The sequence below is a fragment of the Streptomyces sp. NPDC031340 genome (assembly GCF_055569945.1).
Genome location: NZ_JBVIIE010000084.1, coordinates 14,777 through 29,022 on the forward strand (window position 1 = coordinate 14,777; position 14,246 = coordinate 29,022).

A 14,246-nucleotide genomic window follows, 5' to 3' on the forward strand; every position below is an offset into this window, starting at 1 on the left:
CCCGGCGTCGCGGAGCGCACAGCGGTGCGCACGGTGCCGCCGGCGTCGATGAACAGGATTCGGGCAGCACGCGGTCGGACCGGAGCGGTGGCTGCGCCGTTCGGCCCTGTCCCGATTGCCGCCGTCACGGTGACCCTCTGTGATGATTCATGACTTTCCGATTGCTCGGGGACGAATCTTCCGGAGGCATCAGTGACAATCCGTCAATGGAGCGCGGCCCTGGTCGCGACGGCCGGCCTCGCCGGTGGCGCGCTGCTCGGCGCGCCCTCGTCCGCGGCCGCGGCCGCGGACACCCAGGACCGGGCCGCCGACCGGCCCGCGACGCACCAGCAGCAGTCGACCACCGGACGGTCGGACGACTCGGGCTCGGACTCGGGCACCGACACGAACCCGGCGCTGCCGACGCACGGCGGGCCGGGGCCGGACGGCGGGCGGACCCGCTGCCTGGGGCTGGTGCCGTCGCCCTACCCGTTCGCGCACACGCCCTTCGTGTGCAACGACTGGCGGTTCGGCCCGGCCAAGCTGCCCACCACGGGCATCCTCGGCCGGATCCTCGCGGGGTACAACCGCTTCGGCAACCTGACGCCGGTGGAGTTCCTGAACAAGTGGTGGGACCCGACCGCCAACCAGGGCCAGGGCGACTGGAAGTACTCACTGCTCCCGGACGACGGCTTCGACCACAACTCCCAGGGCCAGCCCATCGCGTCCGAGTACATCCTGCCCGTCGGCCAGCTGGTGGACCGCTTCGGCAACGAGTTCGGCAAGTTCCTCTCACCGGAAGGCGCCCGGTACGGGGAGCGGTCCATTCCGCCGTCCGCCCTCAACACGCAGGACCCGCGTCACCCGTACGACTACGCCCTGTACCGGGTGAAGAAGCCGACGCGGGTCTGCGCCGGTCCGGCCGCCCCCGGCTTCGAGCAGCCCGGTCAGGGTGTGCAGTACGTGACCTCGGTCGCTCCGCAGGCCACCTACTGCCCGAACGTGAAGACCGGCGCCACGGTGGGGACCCTGGTCAGGGACGGCTTCCTGGAACGCGCCAACTGACACGTGACGAGAGAAGGGCCGGGGCATGGATCGGCACGAACTGTGCGAAGCGCTGCGCGCGGCCGGCGTCCCCGCCGGGCTGTACGAGATCGCCGGCTGCCCCGCCCCGCCCGGCACGCCCCGGCCGGAGGACCGCCTCTACCTCGATCAGGACGACGGCGGCTGGGTCGTGGGCGTGCGGCAGCGCGGCGTCCGCACCACCCTGGAGCGGTTCGACGACGAGGACCGGGCGTGCCGCAGCATGTACGCCAGACTGACCGACCCGGGACCGCCGCCCGTGCCGCTCACCCCCGAGGAACGGGCGCGACTGCGGCGCTCCTGACGGACCTCGGCCCCGGCGCCCGGTGCGTCGGACCGAGTCTTTCGCGCGGTGATCATGTCCCCCTGTGCGGGTGCGCACGTCCGAGCCCGCCCTGGTTCGAGAGATTCGAGAGGGCAGGCACGGCAATGCCTTCGCTCCTGGGCCATGCCCGAGCGAAGGCTCCCGGACAAAAACAGTCCCCGGTAGTGCTGCACGTGTCCTGAAGCGTCAGTCGTCACTGCTGCCTCGGTATCGCGCCGGCTTGCCGGGGGCCTGAACCACATCCTGTCCGAGTCGCTCCGCCGACTAGACGTCCTCACCGGTTTTGCGGGCTCTTTCGGTGTTGTGGTCTATTTCCCATGATGGCCATTATTTGGCGCGAGTCAATACCAATCGGGCATTTTTCTCGCGCGCAAGCCCGATCCGGCCGCGGCCAGGAGCCGGGATCAAGAGCCGGCCGTGCGGACAGGCCCGATGAGCGCGAGTGTGGAGAGCGGGACATACAGCGTGAGGAGGCTGCCATGAAGCGATCGGCACCACAGCGGGCTCCCGAGATCCAGGTGGAAACCCAGGGGCAGATGCCGCCGGGAGCCGTCGAATACGCGCAGGAGAAGGTACGGGCGCTCACCGGCCGGACACGGGAACCGGTTCTGTACGCCCGCGTCAAACTGACCCACATGGCCAACCCCGCCATGGAGCGGCCCGCGATCGCCCAGGCGAACCTGGACGTCAACGGGCGTCCGGCTCGTGCGCACGTCGCGGCCATGAACGTGAACGAGGCCGTCGACCTGTTGCAGGACCGGCTGGCCGTGCGGCTGGAGCGGCTGGAGGAGCACTGGGAGGCCCGGCGGGGCAAGACACCCGTGCCGGGCCCGCATGAGTGGCGTCATGGCAGCGAGCCCACTCACCGCCCCGACTACTTCCCGCGCCCGGCCGAGGAGCGGCAGGTCGTACGGCACAAGTCCTTCTCGCTGGCCCGGGAGTCGCCCGACGAGGCGGCCTTCGAGTTGGAGACGATGGACTACGACTTCCACCTCTTCACCGACGTGGGTACCGGAGAGGACAGCGTGCTGTACCGGGCGGGCCCGACGGGCTACCGTCTCGCCCAGATTCACCCACAGCCTGAGCTGGTCAGCCCCGTGAACGTGCCGCTGACCTCGAGCGAGCTTCCCGCCCCCCGGATGGGCGTGGCCGAGGCGAAACAGCGGTTGGATCTCACCGGGTTCCCGTTCGTGTTCTTCGCCGACGCGACCACCGGGCGGGGAAACGTCCTGTACCACCGCTACGACGGCCATTACGGGTTGATCTCTCCCGTCGAATAGCGGTCCGTCGGGGCGCCGCGCCCACGCGGGAAGCCCGGCGGCTCGGCCGAGCGGCGGCGCGGTCGGGGTCCCCGACGATCAGCAGCGTGGGCGCCGCCACCGCCGGCAGCGGCGGTCCGGCGAGACCGGGCCCGCCGCCCCCACGGCTCGTGCGGCGGGCGGCACGGTTCGTGAGGCAGGCGCATCCTGGAGTTGGAAGAGCCGCGGCACGCCACCCCGAACGTGTCTTGATGCGGCGGCATCCCGGGTGCGTGGTGGCACGTGGCGCCGACCGCCCACTCGGGAGTGGCCATGAAACTCTCCTTCCTGGAACCTCTCTACAAGCAGTCCGGTCCTTTCGCGTCCGTCTACCTGGACACGTCCCGCGACGCCGCCCTCGAGGATCCCGATGCCGCCGTACGACTGCGGTGGCGGCGTCTTCGGGACGCGTTGATGTCCGAGGGGGCGGACCGGGAATCCGTCACCGCGGTGGCGGGCACCGTGGGCAGCGACATGGACGTTCCCGGCACCCACGGTCAGGCCGTGTTCACCGCCCACGGACGCCTGGCCCTGCTGGACGAGTTGCCCGCCCCGCCCGCCCGGGACACGGCGCACTTCGGGACGCTGCCGGACACCATGCCGCTGATCGTCCAGCACGCGCCGGGGATTCCGTACCTGGCGGTGCACGTGCACTACGGCGGCCGTCACTCGACGGACGCCACCGGCACCGTACGGATCGAGGCCGAAGCGGGTGCATGGCCGCTGACCAAGGTCACGCCGGGCCACCGCCTGGACGAGGAGATCCCGGTGGCCGACTGGGCCCGCGCCGCCGGAGAGGTCGGCCGCGAGCTGGAAGGTCACGCACGACGCATCGACGTCGAGACGGTGGTCGTCGCCGGAGACGTCTGGGCCCGCGGCATCCTCATCAACCGGCTCCCGGCCGCCCTGCGCGGGCAGGTCACCACCGTGGCGGGCGCCGGCGAGTCCGAGCCCGGGCGGGCGCTGCTGGAGCAGCGCCTCGAAAGCCTCTTCGAAGGGCGCATGGCCGCGCACGACCGGGCACTGCTGGACGCCTTCCTCGCCGAGCGGGCCCGAGACGGAGCGTTCGCGGAAGGCCTTGCGCCCGCCGTGTCTGCGCTGCAACGCGGCAAGGTGAAGGCCCTCTTCCTCAACGACCACCCCGAGTCGCCGCTGCGCCTGTGGGTCGGCCCGAAACCCGGCCAACTCGCCCTCACCGAACAGGAACTGCGCTCCTACGGCATACGGGAGGTCAGCGAGGAACGGGCCGACACGGCCCTGGCCCGCGCCGTCGTCGGCACAAGAGCCGAACTGGTCGTGGTGCCCGAGCAGGAGCTGCGGCTGAGCGAGGGCGTGGGCGTACTCCTGCGCTACGCCGATCCCACATCCGGCAGGTGAGCAGGGATCCGAGATGCGGCTCGACGCCGGTCCCCGGCCCGCGCTCAAGGTCGTACGCACAACTGGTCGTGCCGCGGAACGGGGGTGTCGCCGCCGACCCGCACCTCTTCCACCCCACCGCTTGGTGCAGGTTTCGGCTGCATGGTCATGGACATCCGGCGGCTGTTTGTGACTGAGCGCTTCACTTGACGAGTGAGCGGTTGAGTCGGCGGGTTGAGCGTTCGGCGTTGGCTGGGCCAGGGTGCTGCCGGCGTGCCCGAGGAATGGGTTATCGGTCGGCGCCGTAGCGGAGTCCGTCGAGGAGTAGGTCGAGGAGGCGGTCTGCTCGTTCGCGCTGGTCGGGGGCGCTGGTGACCAGCGCGATGCCGGAGAGGCTGAGGCCGACGTCGATGGGCTCGATGTCAGGGCGCAGAAGTCGGGCGTCGGCGCCGGCGCGCAGAAGGGCGCCGATCGCAGTGCCGAGCTTGTCGAGGGTCTCGGCGAAGGGGTCGGCGCCGGAGACGACGGCGGCACGCAGGGCGTCGGCCATGCCCTGCTTGGCGGCCAGGTAGTCGATGAATCTGTCCATCCACAGGCGTATCGCCGCGTCCGGCGGGTTGTCGGCCAGCAGTTCGGTGGCGCTGTCGCAGACGCGGGCCAGCTGGTTGCGGTAGGCCGCCTCGACCAGTGCCTCGCGGGTGGGGAAATGGCGGTAGAGCGTGGCCGAGCCGACGCCCGCGGCCCTGGCGATCGTGTCGATCGGCACGTCCGCGCCCTTCTCGGCGAAGGCGCGCACAGCCGCTTCGAGGATGCGCTCCCGGTTGCGGCGGGCATCGGCCCGCAACCGGCTCGGCTGGGCGGTCAAGGCTGCTCCCTTCCTCTGGAGACCAGTCTACGTGGACAACCGGGGAGTCCCCCGGTTACCGTTGCAGCGAACCGGGGAGTCCCCCGGTTATTGGCCGAAACACCCATCACTCCTGACGGGAGAACCGTTGATGACCAGCGAGAAGACCGTCCTGATCACCGGCACGTCATCCGGCATCGGCCAGGCTGCCGCCATCGGCGCCGCCCGGGCCGGCTGGACCACCATCGCCACCATGCGCAACACGGGCAAGGCCGACGCGCTGCGGAAGGCCGCCGCCGAGGCGGGTGTCGCGGACCGGGTCCAGGTCAAGCGCCTGAACGTGACCGACCCCGAGAGCATCGCTGCCTGCCTGGCAGAGGTGATCGCCGAGCACGGCCGCCTCGACGCACTGGTCAACAACGCCGGCGCCGCCCAGGTCGGCACCATCGAACAGAGCAGCCTCGACGACGTCCGCGCCGCCATGGAGGTTAACTTCTTCGGCGTGGTGGCCACCACCCGCGCCGCGCTGCCGCACCTGCGCGCCACCCGGGGGCGGGTGATCAACGTCAGCAGCGTTGGCGGCGTGGTCGGCCAGCCCTTCAACGAGGCTTACTGCGCGGCCAAGTTCGCCGTCGAGGGTTTTATGCAGTCTCTCGCCCCCGTTGCCGCCACCGTGGGCGTCGACGTCATTGTGGTCGAACCGGGCGCGGTCGCGAGCGAGTTCGTGGCCAACCTCGGCCTGGACCTCCCCGCCCTGCTCGCCGCAGCCGGCCCCTACGCCCCCGCCCTTGAGGCGTACATCGCCCGCGCCCAGCAGTCCTTCGGCAACGCGCAGACCCCGGCCGAGGCCGCCGCCCCGATCATCGACGCCCTGACCGCCGACCGCCCGCCCTTCCGGATCCAGACCTCGCAGGGGGCCCGCGACTTCGTCGCCACCACGCTCGCCGACCTCGACGGCTCCGCCGTCCAGACCCTCACCACCGACTGGGTTCGCTGACCCCCGGAAAAGGAACACCGATCATGCCCGAACCCACCGCACTCGACACCCTCCGCGCCGCCCTTGCCGCCGGCTCCTACGAGCACCGCGCTCTGACCGTGGTGCACCGCTGGTACGCCGACAACGAGACCGACAAGCACAACCTCGACCACAGGGCGAACTCGTCACCGAGGACTTCACCCTGCGCCGCCCGCCGGAGGGCGGACAGCCCGACGTCCAGGGCCGCCAGGCCTACCTGGACGGAACGCCCACCATCTGCGCAGCATCGCCATTGAGTACACCGGCCCCGACACCGCCCGGCCACGGTCACCCACGACTTCGAAACCGCCGGTCCGAGCCTGAACGGCGCCGCCCGAGAACCGAGTCCTCGCCTTCGTCCACTACTGGTGCTCCCTCCTGGAGCGAGCCCGCGGACAGCGCCGAGGTGTTGCGGGAACTGCTCCACCCCGAGCTGACCATGCCCCTGTCAGACGCCCGCATCCTGCACACCTTCGACGAGGTCGCCACCTGGTACGCACAGGCCGGCGAGCTGGTCGACGTCAGCACCCACCACCTGATCGACCCGGTGATCCCCCCGGCGAGGATGGCGACCACCACATCACTGTCGACTTCGCCTGGGAAGGCATCACCCGCACCGGCCAGCCGATGACCGCCCACACCCGCCACGACTGGACCCTCACCGACACCGGCGGGGGCTACCCGCGCCTCTGGAAATGCAAGGCGAGAGATCGCCGACTATCTACACCAGCCGAGCGCCCGCTGCGTAGACCTTCCGAACAAACCTCACGGCATAGGGGTACGGGTCACCTCCTTGGCGTTCTCCCAGTGCCGGTCGAAGTACGACTTGAAGTACGCTGCGGCCTCGCTGTCCTCAATGCGCATGCCCTGGACTCGGTCACCGACGGTGAATGCGAGAAACACCACGCTCGTGTCCATGATGGCCATGCTCATGAGGTCGGCCTTGATGGGCCAATTCACCTGGCGAATGCTGTAGCTGCGCAGGTGGCGGGTCTGTTCCCGGTGCCGTGCTGTCCAGTTGGCATACCCCCTGGACGAACCGAGGCAGAACAGGCGCCGCACCGATCCGCCGTTGTGCGCCCAGTCGAGTACCGCCTGGAAGTAGTCCGAAAAGGCTGCAGACGACGCACTGAAGTCATCCGGCGTTTCAATTCGCATATACCAGGCATCCATATGGCTAGGGCAGTGGTTGACGAGATAGTCGACCTCCGCCTTGTAAAAAGCCGTCGCGTCCGGATAATGCTCTATGCGTGATGAGTTCGCCTGATTGAAGTCGCGCCGCAGCAGTTCGACTTCGGTGCGGAGATCGGCCAGTTCTTGCCTCGATGCGGTGATGGGGACGAGGGAGCGCAGGATTGCGTAGACTGCCGTGAACAGGAAGGGCATCTGCCAGGCGGCAGACAGTCCGAAGAGCGCAGCGGTCACTGATCCGCAGACGGCGACAAGACAGGCTATGGCCAGCCCGCGCTCATCCCAACGCTCCAATAAGCTCCCCGACCCCGACGCGGTCCGTGAACCAGCCATGCACACCTCACAGGCTCTCGTGCTACGTAGGTCCAGTGGGTGAGCCCATGCCCTGCGTCTGTCCAACTCAATCGCGACCCGGCTCGTAGAGCGCGAACGCTCTGATCGCCAACTCGCGCGCTCACTCGCCGACCCTTCTGCGGTCGGGAGACGGGCTTGTGCCAAGAGGCGATACCGCGCCAGGTCCACCCTGCGGCCTGGAGTGCGTCGGTCGTGGTGGGCAGTTGCCCCCAGTCGGTGAACACGAGGCGTATATACCAAGGGTGGCGTCCCGCCGGGTGGTGTATCCGATCAAGGCACCGGAATCCGCAGGTCGGGAGCGGTGGCTCGGCCGGACCGGGTGCGGAGCCAGATGACGAGGGCTGCAGCAAGTCCGTGGCCCGACGTGCACTCCGCACACGATCATTCTGCGGGCCGAATGTCAGTGCGGGTCGTTACAGTTGCTCCGCCGACCGCGCCCGTGCGGCCGGATCCGTTCTCGAGGGAGTTCCTGAGATGCACTTACGAAGACGTGCGGCGGGTGTCGCGTTGGTCCTGGCGGCCGCCTCGTTCAATCTGCTCGGTACTTCTGGCACGGCAGCGGCACAGACCCAGGGCGGCATCGTCCTGCCCGTGCGGTCGCATTGGCAGACCCTCGCCGACAGTCGTCATGTGTATGTCAGCGCGCCCGGCGACGACGCGGTGCTGGCCACCGACCACGACGGGCAGGTCGTGAAGAAGGTCGAGGGTCTCGACGGGGCGCGGGGCATGGCCGAGTCGGCCGACGAGTCCACCCTGTACGTGGCGCTCCCGGACGCTGACGCGATCTCCGTCATCGACACCGCGACCTTGACCGAGACCCGGCGCATCCCGACCGGGGCCGGCACCGAGCCGGAGAGCCTCGCGCTCGCCGGCGGCCGGCTGTTCTTCGGTTACCAGGCCACCGTCTTCGACGCCGGCATCGGGTCGGTCGCCATCGACGAGGCGGCCCCGGCCGTCAGCTTGGACGACAACCCCGTCTGGTACGGCAAGCCGCGACTCGCCTCGTCGCCGGGCGCGCCCGACCGGCTCGTCGCTGCGGATAGCCAGGGCGCGCTGGGCATGCGCGTGTACGACGTGAGCTCCGGCACGCTTCAGGAGACCGCCTACAGCGACGCCGTCGGCGATGTCGAGGACGTGGCGGTGACGCCGGACGGCAGCAGCGTGATCACCGCGAACGGCTCCAACTATTGCCACCAGCGGTGGCGCCTGTCGGACCTGACGGAGGAGGCCCAGTACGACACCGGCGCCTACCCGAACTCCGTCGCCGTCGACTCCGACGGCACGGTCGCCGCGGGGATCGTGGCGGGAGGGGAGTGGGACGTCTACGTCTACCGCCCGGGCGAGACCGTCCCGTACCGCACGGTCGCGTTGTCCCCGGGATACGCGGATCTCCTCGACCGGGGCGTGGCCTGGGCGCCCGACGGCGACAGGCTGTTCACCACCCGCTTCCCCTACTCGGGCGAGGTCGTTCTCGACATCGTCACCGACATCGCCAAGGCGTCCAGCACGATCACTCTGTCCGCCCCGGCGACGAACCCCGTCGGCACGCCGGTCACCGTGACGGGGAAACTGACCTCGCTGGTCGCCTTCCCTCAGCACAGAGCGGTCACGGTGACGCGCAGCGGCGTGGAGTTGCCGGATGTGGCGGTCGGACGGGACGGCACCTTCAGCTTCAGTGACACTCCGCCCACCTGGAACACGTATCCCCAGTACACGGTCACCTACGCGGGTGACGCCCGGCACGTGCCCGGCACGGCGACCGTCACCGTCGAGTTCGTCGGCTGACCGGTCCGGGTCGGCGTCCGCCGGGGCGTGGGACGTTCCGGTGCGCGCTGCCTTCCTCCGTGCGCGCTGCCTCCTGCCCCAGAGATCGGGAAGGGCCTCCGACACAGGTCAGATGCCCTTCCCCAGGCAAGTCGCAAGTAGCGGCAGACGAGTCGGGCTGTACGCCGGGTTCTGTTCCGGCGGGTCCTCGCGGGCCCGCCGGCGACGGCCATCCATCTAGGGCCGGTGTTGCCACCGGCCTCGTGCGGTCTACCCGTGGACTCGGGCGGGCAGCCCTCGGACGTCCACGCAGAGCCGCCTTTCACAGCGGCTCCTTTTGACCTTGCTCCAGGTGGGGTTTACCTAGCTGCCCAGGTCACCCTGGGCACTGGTGGTCTCTTACACCACCGTTTCACCCTTACCCGGCACCGAAGTACCGGGCGGTCTGCTTTCTGTGGCACTGTCCCGCGGGTCACCCCGGGTGGCCGTTAGCCACCACCCTGCCCTGTGGAGCCCGGACGTTCCTCGGGAAGCACCCCCGTCAAGGGGACTCCACGCGGCCGTCCGCCCGGCTCGTCTGCCGTGTCGGCCATGGTACCGGGCGCGGCGGGGCCTTCCGCGCCGGCCCCGCCGTGGCCAGCACCGAGCCCGCCAGGATCAGGGCGAAGGCCGCCATCGTGCCGGCCGTCAGCCGCTCGTCCAGGAACAGCACCCCGGCCGCCACGGCCACCGCCGGGTTGACGTACGTGATGACGGTCGAGCGGGTCGGGCCTATCTCCTTGATCAGTTCCAGGAAGGCGACGAAGGCGAGCGCCGTGCAGACGACGCCCAGGCCGGCCAGGGCCGCCAGCACGGAGGGCGCGGGCAGGGCCGTCGGCCGGGTCGCCGCCGCGGCGGGGGCGTAGACCAGGGCCGCCAGGGCCAGGCAGGGGGTGATGAGTTGGAGCGTCGGGACGTCCTTCAGGCGGCGGGCCGCTATCAGCGGCGCCGTCGCGTAGCCCAGTACCGTCAGCAGCACCTCGGCCAGTGAGCGGGCGTCGCCGCCGGTGAGGTGGGGGACCGTGAGGACGCCCACGCCCGCCAGGCCCAGCGCCAGGCCGGTCACCCGGCGGGCGCCGAGCCGTTCCGTGTCGCCGAGGAGGCGGGCCGCCGCGACGCCGACGATCGGGACGCCCGCGATCAGCAGGCCTGCGGTGGAGCTGGACAGGTGGCGTTCGGCGTCCGTGAGCGTGAACCACGGGACGATGATCTCCAGGCACGCGAAGGCCAGCATCGGCTTCCAGTGCGTCCGCAGCGTGCGGGTGAGGCCGCCGCCGCGGAGGGCGAACGGGAGCAGCAGGGCCGCGCCCACGGCGCAGCGCGTGAACACCACCGTCGACGGGGAGAGGTCCTCCACCGCCACCTTGATCATCAGGTAGGGGACGCCCCAGACCACTCCCATCAGGGAGAACAGGAACCAGCCGCGTGCAGTCATGCGGCGAGTCTCCGGCCGCTCAGCACCCGCCGTCTTGAACGCTGTTGCGGTACGCCGCCGGGGTCACGCCCAGCACGCGCCGGAACCAGCGCGTCAGGTGCGCCTGGTCCGCGAAGCCGACCAGGCCGGCCGCCTCGGCGGGGCGCAGGCCGGCGTCCAGCAGGCGGCGGGCCCGGTGGACGCGGTGCTGGGCGAGCCAGGCGTACGGCGGCAGTCCCATGGCGGTACGGAAGGCGCGCAGCAGCTGGTAGCGGGACAGGCCCAGGTCGGTGGCCAGGTCGGCGAGGGACGGCGGGTCGAGGAGTTCGTCGGCCAGGCGGTCGCGTACGACGCGGGCGATGCGGTCGGCGCCGGGGACGGCGTCGTCCGCCGGGCGGGCGGTGGAGTGGCGGCGGGCGAGGGCGGTGAGCAGCCACGGCAGGCGGGACTCGGTCTCCAGGGGGTCCGGGCAGGCGCTCAGTTCGATGTGGGTGCGCAGGACGGCCGTGGCCAGCTCGGGGTCGTCGATCAGCGGCTCGCGGAAGTGCGGTACGCCGCCGAGGGTGCCGTCCGTGAGCAGCTCGGTCCGCGCGTACAGGGCGCGGTAGGCGTAGCCGTCGGTGGGGGTGCCGGGGCCGCCGGTATGGATCTCGCCGGGGGCCAGGACGACGATGGAGCCGGGGCCGGTGCGGATGTGGCCGCCGCGGTAGTCGATGACCTCCGAGCCGCCCACACAGACGCCGACCGTGAACTCGTCGTGCGCGTGGGGCGCGTAGACGTGTGTGTCGAAGCGGGCGGTGAGCAGGTCGAGGCGGGGGCCGCAGCGGCCGAGACGTGCCCTGGTCCACCGTGCCTGCTCCACGCGCCGCCCCCCTGTCTCCGTCGTCCGGTCCGGTCGTCGTCCGTCAGGGTGCAACGCCCGCGGGCTCAGAGAAAGTCCGCGGTCTCCAGCTCGAAGGCGAACGGCTCGGGAAGGGGCAGCGGTTTACCGAAGGGGAGGGTGCAGACCTGGCGGTAGTCGTCGTTGCGCGGGTCGCTGAACAGGGTGACCGACGCGGCCTCGCGGTCGACGAGCAGGTACAGCGGGATGCCTCCGCGGGCGTAGCAGCGGCGCTTGGCCTCGCGGTCGGCGGCGGGCTTGGTGGAGGTCACCTCCAGCACCATGGCGACACCGTCGCAGGGCATCCAGGCTTCGGCGCCCGCGAAGAGGTCACGGTCGACGGGGGCGAGCGTGGCATCCGGGATCGCGTGGTTCTTGGGGCAGGCGCCCCCGCTCACCAGCTTGAGTCCCTTGTTGCCGGAGCAGTCCATGTCGGTCCGGGACCGCCTGATCACCTGCCTCACGATGCGGCTGATGTATTTCTCGTGGTCCCCGTCCGGCGGCGGTGTCACAACGATCTCCCCGTCGATCAGCTCGGCCCGGAAACCCTCCGGGGTGTCCAGGGCGAGAAAGCCCTCCAGCAGGACCTCGGCCTGCGTGAGCTGCTCATGGGCCATGGCGGTCATGTCACGCCCCTCCTTCGGTCGCTCGCCAGCCTGGGACATCGGGAGATCACCTGTCCGTGCGATCGGGAACCGTTCCCTCGATCGTGGCACAGGATCGGCACGCCCACGACGACGAACGCGGGGTCGGGGCGCCCGTGTCAGGGGCGTGTCAGCGGGCGTGTCAGGGGCGTGACAGCCGGCTGTCAGGGGCGGCCGGGACGGTGGGGGCATGAAGAATTCGGCGATCGCGGTCTCCGGGCTGCGCAAGGCGTACGGCGACAGAGCCGTCCTCGACGGCATCGGCTTCGAGGTCCCCGCGGGGACGGTCTTCTCCCTCCTCGGCCCGAACGGGGCGGGCAAGACGACGACGGTCAACATCCTGGCGACCCTGCTGACGGCCGACGCCGGGACGGTGCGCGTGGCCGGGCACGACGTGGCGACGGCGACCAGGCAGGTGCGCGCGGCGATCGGGGTGACCGGTCAGTTCGCCGCGGTGGACGAACTGCTGTCGGGCCGGGAGAACCTGCGGCTGATGGCGGACCTGAAGCGGGCTCCCTCCCCCGACCGGCTGATCGCGGGGCTGCTGGAGCGGTTCGACCTGGTGGAGTCGGCGGACGACAGGGCGTCGGCCTACTCCGGCGGCATGCGCCGGAAGCTGGACCTGGCGATGACGCTGGTCGGCGACCCGCGGGTCATCTTCCTGGACGAGCCGACGACCGGTCTCGACCCGCGCAGCAGGCGCACGATGTGGGGGATCGTCCGCGAGCTGGTGGCCGCCGGCACCACGGTGTTCCTCACCACGCAGTACCTGGAGGAGGCCGATCAGCTCGCCGACCGGATCGCGGTGCTCGACCGGGGCCGGCTGGTCGCCGAGGGCACTTCCGAGGAGCTCAAGCGCCGGGTCCCGGGCACCCACGTCCGGCTCCGGTTCGCCGACCTCGACGAACTCGACGCGGCGGCAAGGGTGTTGCCCGGCTCCGCGCGCGACGACCAGGAACTGACCCTGCGGGTGGCCGGCGACGGTGAGTCGCGGTCGCTGCGGGCCCTGCTGGACCGGCTCGACGAAAACATGATCAACGCCCAGGAGTTCTCCGTGCACCGGCCCGACCTCGACGACGTCTTCCTCGCCCTGACCGGGCGCCCGAGCACCGAGGCGGTGGCGAAGTGAGCAGCCTGTCGACGGCGTTGACCGACTCGGCGATCATGCTGCGCCGCAACCTCAAGCACACCCTGCGCAATCCGCTCGTGGTGTTCAACGCGGTCCTCTTCCCGATCATTCTCATGCTGATGTTCGTCAAGGTGCTCGGCGGCGCCTTCAGCGTGGGCGAGGACTACATCGACTACGCGACGCCGGGCCTGCTCGTGATGGCGGTCAGCTACGGGCTGGGATCCACCGCGACGGCCGTGAACGACGACATGCGCAAGGGCGTCATCAACCGGTTCAAGGCTATGGACGTCTCCCGCGGCGCCGTGCTGACCGGCCAGGTCGTCGTCACCACCGTGCGCTGTCTGGTGGCCTGCGCGGCCATCGTCGCCGTGGCCTTCGCGCTGGGCTTCGACCCGGACGCGGGCGCCCTCGACTGGCTCGGCGTGCTGGGCCTGATCCTGCTGCTCTCCTTCGCGGCCGGCTGGCTCACCGTCGCCCTGGGGCTGGCCGCGAAGACCGCGGAGTCGGCGGGCCTGGCCACCGTGCCGCTGGTCATGCTGCCGTTCCTGAGCAGCGCGATCGTGCCCGCGGACACGATGGGCGCGGGCGTGCGGCAGTTTGCCGAGTACCAGCCCTTCACCCCGGTCATCGAGACGCTGCGCGGACTGCTGGCGGGCGACCCGTCGAGCGGCGACGCGTACGCTGCCGTCGCCTGGTGCGCCGGGCTCGCCGTCCTCGGGTACGTGTGGGCGGTGTCCACGTTCAGGAAGCGAGCGTGACCTCGACCAGTCGGGACCAGCCGGTCCGCTCCCCCTCCGCGGCCGCCTCGGCGAACCGCGCGTCGCCGAGGCGGCGGCGGGGGGGGGGGGGGGGGGGGGGGGGGGGGGGGGGGGGGGGGGGGGGGGGGGGGGGGGGGGGGGGGGGGGGGGGGAGGGGGGGGGGGGGGGGGGGG

Annotated in this window: 14 protein-coding genes, 1 other RNA gene and 2 pseudogenes; 10 read left to right on the plus strand and 7 right to left on the minus strand. The window is 70.8% G+C overall.

All coding sequences use genetic code 11. From position 1 onward, the window contains the following. Positions 1-192 precede the first annotated feature (192 nt). From ACZ5GT_RS38295 to ACZ5GT_RS38310, 4 genes are all read left to right on the plus strand, one after another. Entirely contained in the window at positions 193-1,044 is an 852-nt protein-coding gene (locus ACZ5GT_RS38295; protein ID WP_469035870.1) for a TNT domain-containing protein, read from the plus strand. 25 nt (positions 1,045-1,069) lie between these two features. Beyond that, complete coding sequence (locus ACZ5GT_RS38300) at positions 1,070-1,366, plus strand: hypothetical protein (RefSeq protein ID WP_469035873.1); 297 nt, start codon at positions 1,070-1,072, stop codon at positions 1,364-1,366. Between the two features lie 500 nt (positions 1,367-1,866). After that, positions 1,867-2,667, plus strand: coding sequence for a sigma 54 modulation/S30EA ribosomal C-terminal domain-containing protein (locus tag ACZ5GT_RS38305; protein WP_469035874.1), 801 nt, complete (start codon positions 1,867-1,869; stop codon positions 2,665-2,667). A gap of 291 nt (positions 2,668-2,958) precedes the next feature. Continuing rightward, entirely contained in the window at positions 2,959-4,062 is a 1,104-nt protein-coding gene (locus tag ACZ5GT_RS38310; RefSeq protein WP_469035876.1) for a baeRF2 domain-containing protein, read from the plus strand. A 268-nt stretch (positions 4,063-4,330) separates the two neighbouring features. Here ACZ5GT_RS38310 and ACZ5GT_RS38315 read toward each other — a convergent pair whose 3' ends face one another. After that, the gene (locus ACZ5GT_RS38315) at positions 4,331-4,906 is read right to left on the minus strand and encodes a TetR/AcrR family transcriptional regulator (RefSeq protein WP_469035879.1); all 576 of its coding nucleotides are present in this window, start codon (positions 4,904-4,906) and stop codon (positions 4,331-4,333) included. A 130-nt stretch (positions 4,907-5,036) separates the two neighbouring features. Here ACZ5GT_RS38315 and ACZ5GT_RS38320 point away from each other — a divergent pair, with 130 nt between their 5' ends. The 3 genes from ACZ5GT_RS38320 to ACZ5GT_RS38330 all read left to right on the plus strand — a co-directional run bounded on the left by ACZ5GT_RS38320 (position 5,037) and on the right by ACZ5GT_RS38330 (position 6,531). After that, positions 5,037-5,882: an SDR family NAD(P)-dependent oxidoreductase gene (locus ACZ5GT_RS38320; protein WP_469035881.1), complete on the plus strand. Its 846-nt coding sequence runs from the start codon at positions 5,037-5,039 to the stop codon at positions 5,880-5,882. A 23-nt stretch (positions 5,883-5,905) separates the two neighbouring features. Beyond that, the gene (locus ACZ5GT_RS38325; protein ID WP_469035884.1) at positions 5,906-6,157 is read left to right on the plus strand and encodes a hypothetical protein; all 252 of its coding nucleotides are present in this window, start codon (positions 5,906-5,908) and stop codon (positions 6,155-6,157) included. Between the two features lie 149 nt (positions 6,158-6,306). After that, positions 6,307-6,531, plus strand: coding sequence for a hypothetical protein (locus ACZ5GT_RS38330; protein WP_469035886.1), 225 nt, complete (start codon positions 6,307-6,309; stop codon positions 6,529-6,531). A gap of 134 nt (positions 6,532-6,665) precedes the next feature. Here ACZ5GT_RS38330 and ACZ5GT_RS38335 read toward each other — a convergent pair whose 3' ends face one another. After that, complete coding sequence (locus ACZ5GT_RS38335; RefSeq protein WP_469035888.1) at positions 6,666-7,325, minus strand: hypothetical protein; 660 nt, start codon at positions 7,323-7,325, stop codon at positions 6,666-6,668. A 227-nt stretch (positions 7,326-7,552) separates the two neighbouring features. Further along, positions 7,553-7,672: pseudogene (locus ACZ5GT_RS38340) on the minus strand (site-specific DNA-methyltransferase); the annotation flags it as partial. Between the two features lie 247 nt (positions 7,673-7,919). On the opposite strand from ACZ5GT_RS38340, the gene ACZ5GT_RS38345 reads away from it, so the two are divergent. Beyond that, positions 7,920-9,230, plus strand: a complete 1,311-nt coding sequence (locus tag ACZ5GT_RS38345) for a hypothetical protein (protein ID WP_469035890.1) — start codon at positions 7,920-7,922, stop codon at positions 9,228-9,230. A gap of 144 nt (positions 9,231-9,374) precedes the next feature. Here the strand turns inward: ACZ5GT_RS38345 and rnpB are convergent. From rnpB to ACZ5GT_RS38365, 4 genes and pseudogenes are all read right to left on the minus strand, one after another. Continuing rightward, positions 9,375-9,785: RNase P RNA component class A (gene rnpB / locus ACZ5GT_RS38350), an RNA gene on the minus strand. 118 nt (positions 9,786-9,903) lie between these two features. Continuing rightward, a pseudogene (locus ACZ5GT_RS38355) lies at positions 9,904-10,683 on the minus strand (DMT family transporter); the annotation flags it as partial. A 19-nt stretch (positions 10,684-10,702) separates the two neighbouring features. Continuing rightward, positions 10,703-11,524 (minus strand): helix-turn-helix domain-containing protein, encoded by an 822-nt coding sequence (locus ACZ5GT_RS38360; protein WP_469035892.1) that lies wholly within the window; start codon positions 11,522-11,524, stop codon positions 10,703-10,705. Between the two features lie 65 nt (positions 11,525-11,589). After that, positions 11,590-12,159, minus strand: a complete 570-nt coding sequence (locus ACZ5GT_RS38365; protein ID WP_469035899.1) for a Uma2 family endonuclease — start codon at positions 12,157-12,159, stop codon at positions 11,590-11,592. A 217-nt stretch (positions 12,160-12,376) separates the two neighbouring features. Here ACZ5GT_RS38365 and ACZ5GT_RS38370 point away from each other — a divergent pair, with 217 nt between their 5' ends. Next, positions 12,377-13,315: an ATP-binding cassette domain-containing protein gene (locus ACZ5GT_RS38370; protein WP_469035895.1), complete on the plus strand. Its 939-nt coding sequence runs from the start codon at positions 12,377-12,379 to the stop codon at positions 13,313-13,315. Further along, complete coding sequence (locus tag ACZ5GT_RS38375) at positions 13,312-14,073, plus strand: ABC transporter permease (RefSeq protein ID WP_469035896.1); 762 nt, start codon at positions 13,312-13,314, stop codon at positions 14,071-14,073. Before ACZ5GT_RS38370 ends, ACZ5GT_RS38375 begins: the two co-directional genes overlap by 4 nt. Positions 14,074-14,246 lie beyond the last annotated feature (173 nt).

Excerpts from the sequence above, each read along its gene's own strand:
- ACZ5GT_RS38370 (WP_469035895.1), top strand. The coding sequence starts at position 12,377 with ATGAAGAATTCGGCGATCGCGGTCTCCGGGCTGCGCAAGGCGTACGGC.
- ACZ5GT_RS38300 (WP_469035873.1), top strand. The coding sequence starts at position 1,070 with ATGGATCGGCACGAACTGTGCGAAGCGCTGCGCGCGGCCGGCGTCCCC.
- ACZ5GT_RS38325 (WP_469035884.1), top strand. The coding sequence starts at position 5,906 with ATGCCCGAACCCACCGCACTCGACACCCTCCGCGCCGCCCTTGCCGCC.
- ACZ5GT_RS38345 (WP_469035890.1), top strand. The coding sequence starts at position 7,920 with ATGCACTTACGAAGACGTGCGGCGGGTGTCGCGTTGGTCCTGGCGGCC.
- ACZ5GT_RS38320 (WP_469035881.1), top strand. The coding sequence starts at position 5,037 with ATGACCAGCGAGAAGACCGTCCTGATCACCGGCACGTCATCCGGCATC.
- ACZ5GT_RS38365 (WP_469035899.1), bottom strand. The coding sequence starts at position 12,159 with ATGGCCCATGAGCAGCTCACGCAGGCCGAGGTCCTGCTGGAGGGCTTT.
- ACZ5GT_RS38305 (WP_469035874.1), top strand. The coding sequence starts at position 1,867 with ATGAAGCGATCGGCACCACAGCGGGCTCCCGAGATCCAGGTGGAAACC.
- ACZ5GT_RS38310 (WP_469035876.1), top strand. The coding sequence starts at position 2,959 with ATGAAACTCTCCTTCCTGGAACCTCTCTACAAGCAGTCCGGTCCTTTC.